This is a genomic window from Candidatus Polarisedimenticolaceae bacterium, from assembly GCA_036376135.1.
Lineage (GTDB): Bacteria > Acidobacteriota > Polarisedimenticolia > Polarisedimenticolales > DASRJG01 > DASVAW01.
The window spans coordinates 58,493-73,781 of sequence record DASVAW010000045.1 but is presented as its reverse complement, the minus strand read 5'-3'; the positions used below and the strand labels follow the sequence as shown (position 1 = coordinate 73,781).

The following is a 15,289-nucleotide window of genomic DNA, read 5'->3' as shown; positions in this document are numbered from 1 at the left end:
CGACCGCCCGATGTCCGAACTCCGACACGACCCGTTCTCGAAGCGCTGGGTGATCATCGCGAGCGAGCGCAGCCGCCGCCCCGAGGATTTCGCGTTCCAGCACGAGACGACCCACGAACCGAAGTTCTGCCCCTTCTGTCCCGGCAACGAGGACAAGACTCCCAAGGAGATCGCGGCGATCCGCGCGGCCGGAGGGGCGGCGAACGGGCCCGGCTGGCAGGTGCGCGTGGTGCCGAACAAGTACCCGGCTCTCGCGATCGAGGGGGAGCTCGACCGCCGCGGGCGCGGGCTGTACGACCGGATGCACGGCGTCGGGGCGCACGAGGTCGTGGTCGAGTCGCCCCAGCACCATCATCACCTCGGGGACATGGATCCGTCGCACGTCGAGTCGGTGATGCTCATGTGCCAGGCGCGCCTGCGCGACCTGCTGCGCGACCCCCGCTTCAAATACGTCCTGCTCTTCAAGAATCACGGCGCGGTCGCCGGGGCGTCCCTCCCGCACCCCCACCTCCAGCTGATCGCCACCCCCGTGACGCCGCGCGCCATCCACGTCGAGCTCGACACCGCCCGCGAGCACTACCACCTGAAGGAGCGGTGCATCTACTGCGACGCGCTGCAGCAGGAGATCGACGACCGGGAGCGGATCGTCTCGATCGACGAGCACTTCGCGGTCGTCGCGCCCTACGCGTCGCGCTTCCCGTTCGAGCTGATGGTGATCCCGCGCAAGCACTGCCACTCGTTCCCCGAGGAGCCCAAGGAGACGATCGCCGCCTTCGCGCGGATCCTGCGCGAGACCATGGCCCGGCTGAAGTCGGTGCTCGACGACCCGCCGTACAACTTCGTCTTCCACACCGCCCCGAACACCGTCACCACGGTGCGCCGCCGCAACTACTGGGACACGCTGCCGTTCGACTTCCACTGGCACCTGGAGATCCTGCCGCGGCTCACCCGGGTCGCCGGCTTCGAGTGGGGATCGGGCTTCTACATCAACCCGACCTCCCCCGAGGAGGCCGCGGCGTTCCTTCGCGAGGCCTCGATCTAGTGCGCGTCCTGCTCGTCTCCGCGGAGCTGAAACCCCTCGCGCGCGTGGGCGAGCTCGCCGAATCGGTTGCGGCGCTCGCGGCGGCGCTGCGCGGGGCGGGTCACGACGTGCGCTGCGCGCTTCCGGCCTGGAGGAGCGCCCTCGACCGGCTCCCTCCCGGAACGCGGGCGACCTGGCAGGTGCAGGTCCAGGTGCGCCACCGGGGGGCGTGGGGGGCCGCGACGGTCGCGTTGTTCGAGTCCGACCGGCTCGCCGCTCCGGTGATCGTGGTCGAACATCCCGTGTTCGACACCGGCGACCCGTACGGCGCCGACGTCGAGGCGTCCGCGACGCGCGGTTCGATCCTCGCTCGCGCGCTCCACGACGGACTCGGCCGCGACGGATGGCGTCCGGAGGTCCTGCACGCGCACGACCTCCAGGGAGCGCCCGCCGCGGCGCTGACGCGCTGGCGTCCGCGTGCGGGAGGCGCGCGTCCGGCGGTCGTGTACACCCCCCACGACCTGACCTACCCGGCGGAAGTCGGAAGGCCGTGGCTCTCCGAGGCCGGACTGCCGCCCGACCTCGATTACCCGATGGGACCGCTGGAGTTCCACGGAAAGGTGAACCTCCACAAGCTCGGCATCGAGGCCGCCGACCGCATCACGCTCACCTCGCCGTCCTACGCCGCGGAGGTGCTCGTGGACGAGCGGGCCGCGGGCGGGCTCGAGGGTTTGCTCGTGCGGCACGAGGATCGCCTCGACGGGATCCTGCACGGAGTCGACGACGACAACTGGGACCCCGAGGTCGATCCGGCGCTGCGATTCCGCTACACTCGCTTCGACACGACGCGGCGATCGCGCAACAAGGCGGCGTTCCGGGAGGAGCTCGGACTCGACGTTGCGGCGCCGGACGCCCCGCTGGCCGTTTCGCTCGGCCGGCTCGACGCCACGGGCGGCATCGATCTTCTCCTTCCGACACTCGACGCGTTGGTCGAGGACGGCATGCAGATCGTGCTCCTGGGGACGGGAGAGCCGAAGCTCCAGGCGGGGCTGCGGGCGGCGGCGATGCGCCGCCCGGGACGCCTCGCGCTGCGCTTCGCCGACGACGAGCGCCTCATGCGCCGCGCGCTCGCCTCGGCCGACCTGCTCCTCATTCCCGCGCGTCACGATCCGAGCGGCATGCGCGCGATGCTCGCGCAGCGGTACGGCGCGGTCCCGGTCGTGCACGCGACCGGAGGGCTCGCGGACGTGGTCCAGGACGTCGGCGAGCACCCCACCGCCGGGAACGGATTCCGGTTCGAGGGATACCAGCAGGTCGAGCTGCTGCGCGCGGTGCGCCGCGCCGAGCGCGCGCGCGCCGACGGCGTGTTCTGGTCGGAGCTGGTGCGCCGCGGCATGGATCGCGCGCGTCCGTGGAGCGAGGTCGCCTCCCGTTACGCCGCCGTCTACGCGAAGGCCCGCGAGGACGCGAGATGAACCCGCCCCCCACCGCCGGGACGCACGAGTCGGCCGACGCCGCGCTCGCGCGGCGGGTGGGGGAGCTCCGCGTGATCCGGGAGATCGCGGAGTCGCTCCACACGGCACCCGACCTCGCGGTGATCCTCCGCACCATCCTCGTCGGGGCGACCGCGGGGCAGGGGCTGCGCTTCAACCGGGCCTTCCTCGTGCTCGTGGACGCCGCGCGCGGCGAGCTCCGGGGCGCCGACGGGATCGGGCCCGCGGACCACGAGGAGGCGACGCGGGTCTGGGGAGAGCTCGACGCGAGGCCCCGGAGCCTGCGCGAGCTGCTCACCGACTACGGCCCGCTCCTCGAGGGGTCCTCGGGGGGAGCCGTCCGGGGGATCGTCGACCGACTGCGCGTGCCGCTCGCCGACGGGGACGCGTTCCTGGTCCGGGCGCTGAAGGGCGGGCGCACGCTGCACGTGCGCGACGGGGAGCACGCGCAGCTGCTGGGCGTGAGCGAGTTCGCCGCGGTGCCGCTGATCGTCGAGGGGCGTCCGGTCGGGCTCCTGCTCGCCGACAACGGGATCACCGGGCGCCCGATCGAGGCCGACGACATCTTCGTCCTCGAGCTGCTCGCGATCCACGCGGCCCTGGCGATCGAGCGGGCGCGCACGAGCGAGAACCTCGCCCGCAAGGTCGCGCAGCTCGAGGATGCGACGCGGGAGCTGCGCGAGCAGCAGGAGCGCCTGGTGCGCGCCGAGCGCCTCTCGGCGGTGGGCGAGGTCGCCGCCCGGGTCGTGCACGAGGTGCGCAACCCGCTGGTGGCGATCGGAGGGCTCGCGCGCTCGATCCTGCGCCGCCGTCCCGACGGGGCGGAAGCGGAGACGCTCCGGACCGTGGTGCACGAGGTGCTGCGCCTCGAGCGGGTGATCTCGGAGGTCCTGGACTTCACGCATCCTCCCGTCCCGCGGCAGGGGACGGTCGCGCTCGCCGAGGTCGTCGCCGACGCTGCGGCGCTGCTGCGCTACGAGGCGGACAAGTCGGGGGTGGAGCTCTCGGTCGAGGTGGAGCCGGGCCCGTGCGAGGCCGCGTGCGGCCGGGACGACCTCTTCCGCGCCGTCGTCAACCTGGTGCGCAACGCGATCCAGGCGATGCCTGCGGGCGGCCGCGTGACGCTGCGCGCCGGGCGCCACGGCGCCGCCGCGGTCGCGCTCGCCGTCGCCGACGACGGACCCGGCATGCCCCCGGAGGTGCGGGCCCGGGTCCTCGAGCCGTTCTTCACGACGAAGTCCACCGGCACGGGGCTCGGCCTGACCATCGCGGCGCAGATCGTTCGGGAGCATCATGGGGACATCGAGGTCGTCAGCCGCGAGGGAGCCGGAACGACCGTGACGCTGCGGCTTCCGGCCGCGATCGACGGGGGGGAAGGAAAGGAGGTCGACGATGTCGAGGATCCTGGTCGTTGAGGACGAGCCCTCCCTGCGGATGCTCTACCGGAGCGACCTCTCCGAGGACGGCCACGAGGTGGCGACCGCGTCGAACGCGCAGGAGGCGCTCGCGCAGCTCGAGGAGGTGCGCCCCGATCTCGTCGTGCTCGACATCCGGATGCCGGGAATGGACGGGCTCGACGCGATGAGCCGCATCCTCGAGCGCAACCCGCGGACCGCCGTCGTGCTGAACTCCGCCTTTTCGTGCTACAAGGAGAACTTCCTCAGCTGGGCCGCGGACGCCTACGTCGTGAAATCCTCGGACACGACGGAGCTGCGCGAGACGGTGCGCCGGGTGCTGGCGGAGCGGGAGCGCGCGTCGGCGTGAACGATCGGCGGAAGGTCCTACTCGGCGACACCTTGGCCATCGTCCTCGCCGGAGGGCAAGGAGAGCGTCTCTACCCGCTCACGCGCGACCGCGGCAAACCCGCGGTCCCGTTCGGCGGGATCTACCGGATCATCGACTTCACGCTGAGCAACTGCCTGAACTCCGGCCTCCGGAAGATCTACGTCCTGGTCCAGTACAAGTCCGGCAGCCTCGAGCGCCACATCGCCATCGGCTGGGCCTCGATCCTCTCCCACGAGCTGGACGAGTGGATTCACACCGTGCCGCCGATGCTTCGCGTGGGCCAGCGCTGGTATCAGGGGACGGCGGACGCGGTCTACCAGAACGTCTACCTGCTCGAGCAGGAACGCCCGCGCCGGGTCGTGATCCTCTCCGGCGACCATGTCTACAAGATGGACTACCGGCAGATCGTGGACCGGCACGAGGAGCGCGGGGCGCTCGCGAGCGTCGGCGCCGTCGAGGTGCCCCTCGGGCAGGCTTCGTCGTTCGGCGTCCTCGAGGTCGACGACGACTGGCGGATCACCGCCTTCCGGGAGAAGCCGAAGGACCCGAAGCCGGTCCCCGGGAAACCCGACGTGGCCCTCGTCAACATGGGGGTCTACTGCTTCGAGACGGAGGGACTCGTGCGCGCGCTCTCGGCCGACGCGCGACGGGACAGCCGTCACGACTTCGGGTACGACATCCTTCCTTCCCTCGTCGAGACCGGAAAGGTCTTCGCCCATTCGTTCGTGGACGAGAACCGGAAGCAGACCCTGTACTGGCGCGACATCGGAACGCTCGACTCGTACTTCGAGGCGAGCATGGACCTCGTCGCCGTCGACCCGGTGTTCAACCTCTACGACAAGGCGTGGCCGATCCGCACCGCCCCGCGGCAGCTCCCCCCCATGAAGACCGTGTTCGCCCAGGAGGAGCCCGGCGGGCGCCTGGGGGTCGCGCTGGACTCCCTGGTCAGCGGCGGGGCGATCGTCAGCGGCGGGCGGGTGGAGCGGTCGGTCCTGGGCCCGGAAGTCCGCGTCAATTCCTACGCCCGGGTGCACGAATGCGTGCTCATGGACGGGGTGGACGTCGGCCGGCACGCCCGGCTGAAACGCGCGATCGTCGATAAAGGGGTGAGGATCCCTCCGGGCTTCGTCGTCGGCGAGGACCCGGAGGAGGACCGCCGCCGCTTTCTCGTCACCGACGGCGGGATCGTCGTGATCCCGCGCGAGGCCCGACTCGAGTAACCCCCTCCCCGCAGGAGATCGTCCCTTGGAAGTCCACGACGTCGTCATCCTCGGATCCGGCCCCGCCGGTCTCACCGCCGCGCTTTATGCCGCCCGCGCGAACCTGAAGCCGGTCGTCGTCGAGGGGCTGCTCGCCGGCGGCCAGCTGATGGCCACGACCGAGGTCGAGAACTACCCCGGCTTCCCCGAGGGGATCCAGGGCCCCGAGCTGATGGAGCGGTTCCGCAGACAGGTCGAGCGTTTCGGCACGACGTTCGTCCCCGGCGACGCCGTCCGGGTCGACTTCTCCTCGCGGCCGTTCGGCGTCTGGACCGAGGACCGCGAGCTGCGCTCCCGTGCGGTGATCGTCGCCACCGGCGCCTCCCCTCGCACCCTCGACATCCCCGGGGAGAAGGAGCTCTCGGGGCGCGGCGTCTCCTACTGCGCGACCTGCGACGGCTTCTTCTTCCGCGACAAGGAGATCGTCGTCGTCGGGGGCGGGGACACGGCGATGGAGGAGGCGTTGTTCCTCACCCGTTACGGCTCGCGGGTGACCGTCGTCCACCGACGCGACGCCTTCCGCGCCTCGAGGATCATGGCCGACCGCGTGAAGGCGCACCCCAAGGTGGAGATCCTCTGGGACTCCGCCGTCGAGGAGGTCCTCGCCGAGGACGGGAGGGTCGCGAAGATCCGCGTGAGGAACCTCAAGACGGGGGCGGTCACCGAGCGTCCGTGCGGCGGGTTCTTCGTCGCGATCGGCCACACGCCGAACACGAAGCTTTTCGAGACGATCCTCCCGACGGACTCCGCGGGCTACCTCTCGATCGAGGGGAACTCGTCGTACACGAACGTCGACGGCGTCTTCGCCGCGGGAGACGTGCACGACCACGTCTACCGCCAGGCGGTCACCGCCGCGGGCGCGGGCTGCCGCGCCGCGATCGACGTCGAGCGCTGGCTGGCCGCGCAGAAGTAATTAGGGACAGCAACCTATTTCCTAAAAATGGGGACAGTCCCGCTTTCCCTCTTCTCCAGCCTGGAACGTTGGGTTGTCGGAGCTGAAAAAGAGGAAAAGAGGGACTGTCCCCATTTTTAGGAAGTAGGTTGCTGTCCCTAATTACTTCTCCGGCCGGTGCCGCAGCCGGGGGTACTTCGGCTCCCACATGAGCTGGTCGATCCGGCGCTCGAGCTCTTGCGCGTGGATCGACTCCGCCGCCCCCTCGCGCGCGGCCTCGAGGCCGACCGCGAGCGCGACCCGCCGGGCGACCAGGCGCGCGTCGGCGACACCCGGGTAGAGCGGGGCGTGCCGGTCGCGCAGCGCCGGGGCGATCGCGCCGAGCGCCCGCGCCGCCGCGTGGAACATCCGTTCGGTCACCCGTCGCGCGCCGCAGGCGAGTACCCCGAGGCCCACGCCGGGGAAGATGAACACGTTGTTGCACTGGCCGATCTTGTAGACGCGCCCTTCGTATTCGACGTCGGCGAACGGGCTCCCGGTGCCGATCAGCGCGCGCCCCTCCGTCCAGGCGAGCAGGTCGGCGGGTTTCGCCTCGGCCTTCGAGGTGGGGTTCGAGAGCGGGAAGATCACCGGGCGCTCGACGTTACGGGCCATCTCGCGCACGACCCGCTCGTTGAAGCATCCGGGATCGGCGGAGGCGCCGACGAGCATCGTGGGCTTCACGCGCCGCACGACCTCCTCGAGCCCCGGCGCGAACGCGTCGTGGATCTCCCATCCCGCGAGGGCCCCGGTCGGCTTGCTGAACCGGCGCTTGGCGGCGTCCTTCTCCTCCCGCCCGGCGTGGACGAGCCCGCGGCTGTCGAGCATCCAGATCCGCTCCACCGCCTCGGCTTCGGTGAGACCCTCGTCCACCATGGACATCACGATCTGGCCGCCGATCCCCGTCCCCGCGGAGCCTCCGCCGTGCAGGACGATCCGCTGATCGCGCCACTTCGAGCCGGAGGCTTCGAGCGCGGCCATCAACCCCGCGGCGGCGACGGCGCCGGTTCCCTGGATGTCGTCGTTGAACGAGCAGATGCGATCGCGGTACCGGTCGAGCAGGCGGCGGGCGTTCCCCTTCGCGAAGTCCTCCCACTGGAGCAGCACTCCCGGGAACACGCGCTCGACGGCGGAGACGAAGTCCTCGACGAACTCGTCGTACTCCTCGCCGCGAATCCGCTCGTGGCGCCATCCGAGGTAAAGCGGGTCCTCCAGGAGGTTGAGGTTGTCCGTCCCGACGTCGAGCACGATCGGGAGGGTCTGCGAGGGGTGGATTCCCGCGCACAACGTGTACAGCGCGAGCTTGCCGACGGGGATCCCCATGCCGCCGACGCCGAGGTCGCCGAGCCCCAGGATCCGCTCCCCGTCGGTGACCACGATCACGCGTACGCCGCGGTAGGGGGCGTGCTTGAGCAGGAGGTCGAGCTGGTCGCGGTGCGGGTAGGCCAGGTAGAGCCCGCGCGGGCGGCGGTAGAGGTGGCTGTAGAGCTGGCACCCCTTTCCGACCGTCGGCGTGTAGACGATCGGCATCATCTCGGCGGTGTGCTCGGCGAGCAGCCGGTAGAACAACGTCTCGTTGCGATCCTGCAGCGACGCCAGGAAGACGTAACGCTCGAGGTCGGATCCCTTCGACTGGAAGTTGTGGTACGCCCGAGCCACCTGCTCCTCGGGGGTCGAGCTGTGCGGCGGGAGGATCCCGAGCAGGCCGAACTCGCGCCGCTCGTCGGGGGTGAAGCCGCTCCCCTTGTTGAGCATCGGGACTTCGAGGAGCAGGGCTCCGGACAGAGGGGTCTCGACGATGTCCTCGCCGGATTCGGGATCGCGGAACCGGTGGAAGGGAATCATGGTCCGAAGGTAGCGCGAAGCCTCCGGGCCGACTTTCACTTACGTCAAGGACGGAAGGGCCCCCGTTCGGGTGGCGGCGACCAGGCGCGCCAGCAACGCCTCGGGTCCGGCGGAAAGCAGGGCGAGGGCGACCCGGCCGGCCCGAGGGCGCTCGAACAGCCATCCGGCCGCGCGGGCCCGCCGCGTCGTACGGGAGAAGGCGCGGGACCAGGCCGACTGCCACCCGCGCGCCGCGCGGGGGGAAACGGACCCGGCCCGGGCCGCTTCGAGCGCGAACGAGGCGACGAGCTCCGCGCCGAGAAGGGCATGGCTCATTCCTTCCCCGGAGAACGGATCGACGGTTCCCGCGGCGTCCCCGACCAATAGCGCCCCCGAGATCGCGGCGCGGCGGGCGCCGAAGCGCAGCGGGCCGACCGTCTTCCAGGCTCCCGTCTCTTCCGTCCCGTCGAGGCGGGCGCGCGCGGCGGGGTTCGCGAGGATGCGTTCGGCGACGATCCTCCGCGGGTCCCCCCCGCAGGCGCGCAGCGTTCCGACCGTGGCGAGAAAGCAGAGGTTGAGTCGCCCGCCTTCGATCGCCCCGAGGCCGGCGTACCCGCCCTCGAAGAGGTGCAGCTCCACCCGACCCCGAAGGCGCGACGGGTCCCCGCTCCGGTGCACCTTGAAGCCGTACCAGGACGCGTCCGTCGTTCGGTTCGGGTCGCCGATCGCCGGCGCCAGGGCGCGCTGCACGATCGACCGCCTCCCGTCCGCCGCGACGACGACGCGGGCGCGCACGATCTCGTCGTGGGCGCGCAGCCGCACTCCCGCGACGCGGCCGCCCTCGAGGACCGGCTCCGCCGCCTCGCAACGTTCGCGGACGACCGCCCCCCGCCGGCGGGCGAGGTCGAGCAGCGCGAGGTCCAGCCTCTCGCGCGAGATCCCGAGCGCGCGGCGCCCGGACCCGGGGAGGTCGGGGAGGCTCGAAGCGACCTCGCGCCCGCGGTCGTCGGAGAGCAGGCAGCCGTCCATCGCCGGTGGCGCGAGCCCCGCGAGCGCGTCGAGCGTCCCGAGGCGACGAAGGGCCTCCACCCCTTCGGCGGAGAGGAACTCCCCGCAGACCTTGCCGCGGGGGAAGGTGTCGCGCTCGAGGACGAGCGTACGGGCGCCGGCCCCCGCGCAACGCGCCGCGGTCGCCGCCCCGGCCGGGCCGCCCCCGAGGACGAGCACGTCCCAGGCACGGCTCATCGGGCGGGGAGGGTCGCCACGAGGCGGTACGGCCAGCGCCGCTGGACGGTCGCCAACGCCGCCCCCGCGTCCTGGCACAGGGCCTGGAGCTCTTCCTCGGTGAACCCGCGCAGCACGGACAACGCGGCGTCGTGGACGAACATCGGATGGGCGCGCGCGACGCGCGCCGCGATCGCGATGAACGCCCAGGGAACGAGGTGGCGCCGCAGGTCGTTCACGACGACCGCCTTGCGGGCGAGCCGCAGCAGGCGCCGGACGAGGACCACCCCTTCCTGGTACTCGAGGTGGTGGAGGAACAGCGACGACGTCACGACGTCGAACCGCTTCTCCGGATACGGGAGCTTGAAGGCGTCGGCTTCGACGATCTCGATCGACGGATCGGACGCGCACGCCCTTCTCGCGATGCGCGCGGTCGCCGGGTCGCGGTCGACCCCGACGATCCTCACGTCCACCCCGCGCCCGCGGGCGTGCGCGGCGAGGTCGAGGAGGAGGTCGCCGCCGCCGCTCCCCACGTCGAGGATCTCGAAGGTCTCCCCGGGGGAGGCCCAGGCCAGGAACGGGTCGAGCGCCTCGAGGAGGATCTTCGAGCCGCTCAGGCGCCGGTTCACGGTCCGGATGTTCTCGAAGGCGGCGGCGAGATCGGCCTCGGCGTTCCCCGGCCGGTCGAGGATCTCCTCGTCGGTGCGGCGGGACGGGACGAGGAAGCTCACCGCGGGCGCCTGCGCACGACGAGCGCGGCGTTTTTCGAGCCGAAGCCGATGCAGTTGCACACCGCCGCGTCGAGCCTGGCCTCGCGCGCGACGTTCGCGACGACGTCGAGGTCGCATTCGGGGTCGGGGGCCTCGAGGTTGATCGTCGGTGCGATGCATTCGTCCCGCATCGCGAGCAACGTGGCGACGAGCCCCGCGGCGCCGCACGCCCCCTGGGGGTGGCCGATCGCCGACTTCGTGCTCGTGACCGGAATCGAGGTCGCGCGCTCCCCGAACACCTGCTTCACGGCGCGGGTCTCGATCCGGTCGTTGAGCTGGGTCGAGGTGCCGTGCACGTTGACGTGGTCGATCGCCTCGGCCGGAAGCCCGGCGTCCTCGAGGGCGAGCCCCATCGCGCGCGCCGGCTCCTCGCCGTTCTCGTCGAGGCGGACGCGGTGGAAGGCCTCGCAGGTCGCCGCGTACCCGGCGATCTCGCCGTAGATCCGCGCGCCGCGGGCGCGGGCGGTCTCCTCGGCCTCGAGGACGAGCATCCACGACCCCTCGGCGAGCACGAACCCGTCGCGGTCCTTCGCGAAGGGTCGCGAGGCACGCTCGGGGGCGTCGTTGAACCCGGTGGACATGATCCGCATCAGGCAGAACCCGGTCATGATCCCGGCGCTGATCGGCGCGTCGGAGCCTCCGGTGAGCATCCGGTCCGCGCGCCCGTAGCGGATCATCGACATCGCGTGGCCGATCGCGTCGGTGGACGACGTGCAGCCGGTCGACAGGAGGTGGCTCGGACCGCGCAGGGCGAACCGCATCGACAACTCGCTCGCCGAGGTTCCGGGGGTCGAGGACGGGATCGTGTAGAGGCTGACCCCCTTGGGATCGACGAGGTAATACTGCTCGAACTGCCGCTCGATGAACTCGAGCCCGGCGCCGCCGCTCCCGAGGGCGACCCCGAAGCGCCGCCGCTCCTCGAGGGGGAGATGCGCCGCGTCGAGTCCCGCGTCGTCGAGCGCCTCGGTCGCCGCGGCGAGGGCCAGGGGGACCAGGCGCGGCACGTGCTTGAGCTCGTTGGCGGAAAGGTGCTTCGACGGGTCGAAGTCGGCGCAGATCCCGGCGATACGCGTCGGAAGGGTCGAGACGTCGAACGCCTCGATCCTCCGCACGCCGCTGACCCCGTCCCGGGTGGCGTTCCAGAACGCCTCGCGCCCGACGCCGTTGGGGGCGACGGCGCCGAGGCCGGTCACGACGACGCGACGACCCTGCAACGGACGCGAATCGCTCATGAACGGGCAGGATAACGCAGGTAGGATGCGCCGCCATGAAACGACGCGGAACGACCCTCGCCTCGAAATCCGACCCCCTCGAGCTCTACCAGCGCGCGGTCCAGCAGCCCCGGCGCGACGTCGGCCTGTTCCAGCGGATCTGGCGACGCCATCACGGCCCGGGCACGCCGCTGGTCCTGCGGGAGGATTTCTGCGGCGCGGCGGCGGTTTCGTGCGCCTGGGTGCGATCGCACCCCGAGCGCACGGCGCGGGGAGTCGACCTCGACACGAAGGTGCTCGTCTGGGGGGCGGTGAACAACCAGATGCGCCTTCCGAAGGGGGCCCGCGAGCGGCTGCAGCTCGTCCAGGGGGACGTGCGCCGCGTGATGTCCCCGAAGGCCGACGTCGTCGCCGCGCAGAACTTCTCGTTCTGCGTCTTCAAGGCCCGGAAGGACCTCGTGGCCTACTTCCGCCACGCGCGAAGGAACGTCAAGCGGAAGGGGGTCTTCGTCCTCGACGTCCTCGGCGGGTTCGAGACGCAGCAGTCTCCGCGCCGCGAGCCGAGGAAGGAAGACGGCTTCGTCTACGTCTGGGAGCACCGCCGCTTCGACCCCGTGAACCAGAACGGGATCTTCGTGATCCACTTCGAGTTCGGGGACGGGAGCGCCCTGCGCGACGCCTTCGTCTACGACTGGAGGATGTGGACGATTCCCGAGGTGCGCGAAGCCCTCGTGGAGGCGGGGTTCCGGACGACGGAGGTGTGGTGGGAAGAGGACGACGGGAGCTGGCGGCCGCGGACGTCGGCGCCTCCCGACGCGGTCTGGCTCGCGATGGTCGTCGGGATCCCGTAGGACCCCGACGACGTCGCGCCGATGCGCAGGCTACTTGTTGAAGTAGTTCGCGTTCACCTCGATGAAGCTCTTCCACTTGTCAGGGAGGGCCTCCTGCTCGAAGATCGCCTCGACCGGGCACGCCGGCTCGCACGCGCCGCAGTCGATGCACTCGACCGGGTTGATGTAGAGCTGGGCGGCGGCCTCGAACTCGGCTTCGTTCTTCGTCGGGTGGATGCAGTCCACGGGACACACGTCCACGCACGCGGTGTCCTTCGTGTTGATGCAGGGCTCGGCGATGATGAACGGCATGTCGTCTCTCCTCTCGGTCGAAACCGGGGGCCAACTATGCCGCCTCCCCGCGCGCCGCGCCTTGACGGGGGTCAAGACTTCCTAGGGTTTTTGGGCCCTGCCCTGGTTCGCCACGGCCTCGGCGGCCTTGCGCACCGCCTCCTCGTCGCCGAGGTAGTAGTGCTTCAGCGGCTTGAGGCTCGCGTCGAGCTCGTAGACGAGCGGAATGCCGGTCGGGATGTTGAGGCCGACGATCGCCTCCTCGCTGATGCCGTCGAGGTACTTCACGAGGGCCCGCAGCGAGTTCCCGTGGGCGGCGATCAGGACCTTCTTCCCGCTCTTCACCGTCGGCGCGATCGTCTCGTGCCAGTAGGGGAGGAAACGCGCGACGGTGTCCTTCAGGGACTCACAGGCCGGGAGCTGGTCCGGCGTCAACCCCGCGTAGCGCGGGTCGAACTTCGGGTGCCTCGGGTCGTCGAGCTCGAGGGCGGGAGGGGGCGTCGCGTAGGATCGGCGCCAGATCTTGACCTGCTCCTCGCCGTACTTCTCGGCCATCTCGGCCTTGTTCAGTCCCTGCAGCGCGCCGTAGTGCCGCTCGTTGAGCCGCCACGAGCGCACGACCGGAATCCACATCAGGTCCATGTCGTCGAGGACGATCCACAAGGTCCGGATCGCGCGCCTCAGGACCGAGGTGTAGGCGATGTCGAAGGTGTACCCGGCGTCCTTCAATGCCTTCGCACCCGCGTGGGCCTCGGCGGTGCCTTGATCGGTGATGTCGACGTCGGTCCAGCCGGTGAAACGGTTCTCGAGGTTCCAGGTGCTCTGACCGTGGCGGACGAGGACGAGCTTGTACATCGGCGGTTCTCCCGATCGAACAAGGGATGGCGGATTGTACACTCCGCCCCGTGCACCCCGACCCGCGCGTCGCCGCCTTCTTCGAGCGATACGAAGCGGGGGCGTACTTCGAGGCGCACGAGATCCTCGAGGCGTTCTGGATGGACTACCGCGAAGCCGACCGCGACTTCTACCAGGGCCTGATCCAGGCGGCGGTCGCGCGCCATCACGCCTCGAGGGGAAACGTCGCCGGGGCGCGGGGTCTGGCGGCCTCCTGCCGGAAGCGCCTCGCACCGTTCCTCCCCGCGCACGACGGCGTCAACACGGCCGCGTTCCTCGACGCGCTCGAGCGGGAGATGCCGTGACCCCCGGCCGGAAGCTCGCGAACCTCCTCCGCCGCGAGCGCGAGCTCTGGGACTCGGGACTCACCCGGATCGCGGGCGTGGACGAGGCGGGCGTCGGCCCCCTCGCGGGGCCGGTCGTCGCCGCGGCGGTCGTCTTCCCTCCCGGGGTCGGCATCCAGGGAGTCAACGATTCGAAGCAACTGACCCCGATCCGCAGGGCCGAGCTCGCCGTCGAGATCCGGGCGACGGCGGCCGCCTGCTGCGTCGTCGCCGTCGAGCCCGACGAGATCGACCGGATCAACATCCTGCGCGCCTCGCTCGAGGCGATGCGGCGCGCGGTCGCGGGGCTCGGAATCGAGCCCGAGCACGTCCTCGTCGACGCGCGGAGGATCCCCGGGGTGACCGCGCCGCAGGAGCCGATCGTCAAGGGAGACGCGAAGTGCCACGCGATCGCGGCCGCGTCGATCCTCGCGAAGACCGAGCGCGACGCGTTGATGCTCCGCTACGACGCCGAGTACCCCGGGTACGGCTTCGCCGAGCACAAGGGGTACCCGACCGAGTCCCACCGCGACGCGATCCGCCGCCTCGGGCCGTGCCGGATCCACCGCATGTCGTTCACGCTGCTCCCCGCGAGGGCGCTGTTCGACGGACCCGCATGACGTTTGCGCCTCGGGGGGCACGGGTCTAGCCTCGATCGCATGAGCATGTCCGACGTGGTCGTGGTGATCCTGCTCGTGCTGCTCGGGGTCGTGGCCGGAGCGCTGATCCCCGCGATCCTGCAGGCGCGGCGGACGTTCCGCGTCGCCGAGGTCTGGTTCGAGGGAACCGGGCGCAAGGTCGATCGGCTCGTCGAGGACGTGAGCGCGGTCGCCGCGCGTCTGAACCGCGCCGGGGTCGACCTCGAGGGAAGCGTGAAGGACGCCAAGGAGCTGCTCGCGAATCTGCGCGAGCTCGCCGATTCCGCGTCGCGGCTCCGGGGCGCGGTCCAGACGGTCACGACGGTCGGATCGGTGCTCGGCCCCGCGATCACGGAGGGGCTGCGCGCGGCGTTCGCGCCGGAGCGCGAAGAGGTTCGCGACGTCGAGGGGAGACCGGACTCGAGGCAACGTGTCGATTCCCCACAAGGAGGCCCCCCATGATCGAGAACCGTGGATTCAGCGGCACCCAGATTCTGGTCGCCTTCCTCGGCGGCGCCGTCGCCGGCGCCGTGACCGCGCTCCTCACCGCCCCGCGCAGCGGAAAGGAAACCCGGGAGCGGATCGGCGAAGCCGTTCGCACCGCCGGGGAGAAGACCACGCTCGTGGTCGGCGGCGCCTACGATCGCGCCGCGCGCGCGATGAAGGCCGCGCGCCAGGAGCTCGCGTCGACGCCCGGCGGCGACGAGTCGCACGTCGGGCACTGATCGGTTTCGCTCCGCGGGCGTGACGCGCCCGCGGAGCGCCCGCCGCGCCGACACCGCCGGATTGGACGCC

17 protein-coding genes are annotated in these 15,289 nt (G+C 71.1%); 11 read left to right on the top strand and 6 right to left on the bottom strand.

Features of this window, described 5'->3' with window-relative positions; all coding sequences use genetic code 11:
• The first annotated feature begins 10 nt into the window (after positions 1–10).
• Genes galT through trxB form a run of 6 tightly spaced genes read left to right on the top strand, consistent with a single transcriptional unit; the run spans position 11 to position 6,471 of the window.
• A complete protein-coding gene (galT, locus tag VF139_04255; protein HEX6850596.1) occupies positions 11–1,042 on the top strand; it encodes a galactose-1-phosphate uridylyltransferase in 1,032 nt (343 codons plus the stop codon).
• Positions 1,042–2,496, top strand: coding sequence for a glycogen/starch synthase (locus tag VF139_04250; GenBank protein HEX6850595.1), 1,455 nt, complete (start codon positions 1,042–1,044; stop codon positions 2,494–2,496). Before galT ends, VF139_04250 begins: the two co-directional genes overlap by 1 nt.
• Complete coding sequence (locus VF139_04245) at positions 2,493–3,929, top strand: ATP-binding protein (protein ID HEX6850594.1); 1,437 nt, start codon at positions 2,493–2,495, stop codon at positions 3,927–3,929. The genes VF139_04250 and VF139_04245 overlap by 4 nt, the downstream gene beginning before the upstream one ends.
• Positions 3,907–4,278 carry a response regulator gene (locus tag VF139_04240; GenBank protein HEX6850593.1) on the top strand — a complete coding sequence of 124 codons (372 nt, stop codon included), beginning with the start codon at positions 3,907–3,909 and terminating at the stop codon, positions 4,276–4,278. Before VF139_04245 ends, VF139_04240 begins: the two co-directional genes overlap by 23 nt.
• Positions 4,275–5,519: a glucose-1-phosphate adenylyltransferase gene (gene glgC, locus VF139_04235; GenBank protein HEX6850592.1), complete on the top strand. Its 1,245-nt coding sequence runs from the start codon at positions 4,275–4,277 to the stop codon at positions 5,517–5,519. Before VF139_04240 ends, glgC begins: the two co-directional genes overlap by 4 nt.
• 25 nt (positions 5,520–5,544) lie before the next feature.
• Positions 5,545–6,471, top strand: coding sequence for a thioredoxin-disulfide reductase (gene trxB / locus VF139_04230; GenBank protein ID HEX6850591.1), 927 nt, complete (start codon positions 5,545–5,547; stop codon positions 6,469–6,471).
• Positions 6,472–6,612: 141 nt separating this feature from the next.
• Here the strand turns inward: trxB and VF139_04225 are convergent, their stop codons facing one another.
• Genes VF139_04225 through VF139_04210 form a run of 4 tightly spaced genes read right to left on the bottom strand, consistent with a single transcriptional unit; the run spans position 6,613 to position 11,539 of the window.
• Positions 6,613–8,334 (bottom strand): NAD-dependent malic enzyme, encoded by a 1,722-nt coding sequence (locus VF139_04225; GenBank protein ID HEX6850590.1) that lies wholly within the window; start codon positions 8,332–8,334, stop codon positions 6,613–6,615.
• 39 nt (positions 8,335–8,373) lie between these two features.
• On the bottom strand, positions 8,374–9,558 hold the full coding sequence (locus tag VF139_04220) for an FAD-dependent monooxygenase (GenBank protein ID HEX6850589.1): 1,185 nt from the start codon (positions 9,556–9,558) through the stop codon (positions 8,374–8,376).
• Positions 9,555–10,268, bottom strand: a complete 714-nt coding sequence (locus VF139_04215) for a methyltransferase domain-containing protein (GenBank protein ID HEX6850588.1) — start codon at positions 10,266–10,268, stop codon at positions 9,555–9,557. Before VF139_04215 ends, VF139_04220 begins: the two co-directional genes overlap by 4 nt.
• A complete protein-coding gene (locus VF139_04210) occupies positions 10,265–11,539 on the bottom strand; it encodes a beta-ketoacyl-[acyl-carrier-protein] synthase family protein (GenBank protein HEX6850587.1) in 1,275 nt (424 codons plus the stop codon). The genes VF139_04215 and VF139_04210 overlap by 4 nt, the downstream gene beginning before the upstream one ends.
• Before the next feature lie 35 nt (positions 11,540–11,574).
• On the opposite strand from VF139_04210, the gene VF139_04205 reads away from it, so the two are divergent.
• Entirely contained in the window at positions 11,575–12,369 is a 795-nt protein-coding gene (locus VF139_04205) for a hypothetical protein (protein HEX6850586.1), read from the top strand.
• A 30-nt stretch (positions 12,370–12,399) separates the two neighbouring features.
• Here the strand turns inward: VF139_04205 and VF139_04200 are convergent, their stop codons facing one another.
• Positions 12,400–12,660 carry a ferredoxin family protein gene (locus tag VF139_04200; GenBank protein ID HEX6850585.1) on the bottom strand — a complete coding sequence of 87 codons (261 nt, stop codon included), beginning with the start codon at positions 12,658–12,660 and terminating at the stop codon, positions 12,400–12,402.
• An 81-nt stretch (positions 12,661–12,741) separates the two neighbouring features.
• Entirely contained in the window at positions 12,742–13,494 is a 753-nt protein-coding gene (gene gpmA / locus VF139_04195; protein HEX6850584.1) for a 2,3-diphosphoglycerate-dependent phosphoglycerate mutase, read from the bottom strand.
• A gap of 50 nt (positions 13,495–13,544) precedes the next feature.
• On the opposite strand from gpmA, the gene VF139_04190 reads away from it, so the two are divergent.
• The 4 genes from VF139_04190 to VF139_04175 are packed head-to-tail and all read left to right on the top strand — an operon-like array spanning position 13,545 to position 15,219.
• Positions 13,545–13,838: a DUF309 domain-containing protein gene (locus tag VF139_04190; protein ID HEX6850583.1), complete on the top strand. Its 294-nt coding sequence runs from the start codon at positions 13,545–13,547 to the stop codon at positions 13,836–13,838.
• A complete protein-coding gene (locus tag VF139_04185; GenBank protein HEX6850582.1) occupies positions 13,835–14,476 on the top strand; it encodes a ribonuclease HII in 642 nt (213 codons plus the stop codon). Before VF139_04190 ends, VF139_04185 begins: the two co-directional genes overlap by 4 nt.
• Positions 14,477–14,515: 39 nt before the next feature.
• The gene (locus VF139_04180) at positions 14,516–14,956 is read left to right on the top strand and encodes a hypothetical protein (GenBank protein ID HEX6850581.1); all 441 of its coding nucleotides are present in this window, start codon (positions 14,516–14,518) and stop codon (positions 14,954–14,956) included.
• Complete coding sequence (locus tag VF139_04175; protein HEX6850580.1) at positions 14,953–15,219, top strand: YtxH domain-containing protein; 267 nt, start codon at positions 14,953–14,955, stop codon at positions 15,217–15,219. Before VF139_04180 ends, VF139_04175 begins: the two co-directional genes overlap by 4 nt.
• The last annotated feature ends 70 nt before the right edge of the window (positions 15,220–15,289 follow it).

Bases quoted from the DNA above. Each gene is read 5' to 3' on its own strand.
- galT (HEX6850596.1), top strand. From the start codon at position 11: ATGTCCGAACTCCGACACGACCCGTTCTCGAAGCGCTGGGTGATCATC.
- VF139_04245 (HEX6850594.1), top strand. From the start codon at position 2,493: ATGAACCCGCCCCCCACCGCCGGGACGCACGAGTCGGCCGACGCCGCG.
- VF139_04240 (HEX6850593.1), top strand. From the start codon at position 3,907: ATGTCGAGGATCCTGGTCGTTGAGGACGAGCCCTCCCTGCGGATGCTC.
- VF139_04225 (HEX6850590.1), bottom strand. From the start codon at position 8,334: ATGATTCCCTTCCACCGGTTCCGCGATCCCGAATCCGGCGAGGACATC.
- VF139_04220 (HEX6850589.1), bottom strand. From the start codon at position 9,558: ATGAGCCGTGCCTGGGACGTGCTCGTCCTCGGGGGCGGCCCGGCCGGG.
- VF139_04210 (HEX6850587.1), bottom strand. From the start codon at position 11,539: ATGAGCGATTCGCGTCCGTTGCAGGGTCGTCGCGTCGTCGTGACCGGC.
- VF139_04205 (HEX6850586.1), top strand. From the start codon at position 11,575: ATGAAACGACGCGGAACGACCCTCGCCTCGAAATCCGACCCCCTCGAG.
- VF139_04200 (HEX6850585.1), bottom strand. From the start codon at position 12,660: ATGCCGTTCATCATCGCCGAGCCCTGCATCAACACGAAGGACACCGCG.
- gpmA (HEX6850584.1), bottom strand. From the start codon at position 13,494: ATGTACAAGCTCGTCCTCGTCCGCCACGGTCAGAGCACCTGGAACCTC.
- VF139_04180 (HEX6850581.1), top strand. From the start codon at position 14,516: ATGAGCATGTCCGACGTGGTCGTGGTGATCCTGCTCGTGCTGCTCGGG.
- VF139_04175 (HEX6850580.1), top strand. From the start codon at position 14,953: ATGATCGAGAACCGTGGATTCAGCGGCACCCAGATTCTGGTCGCCTTC.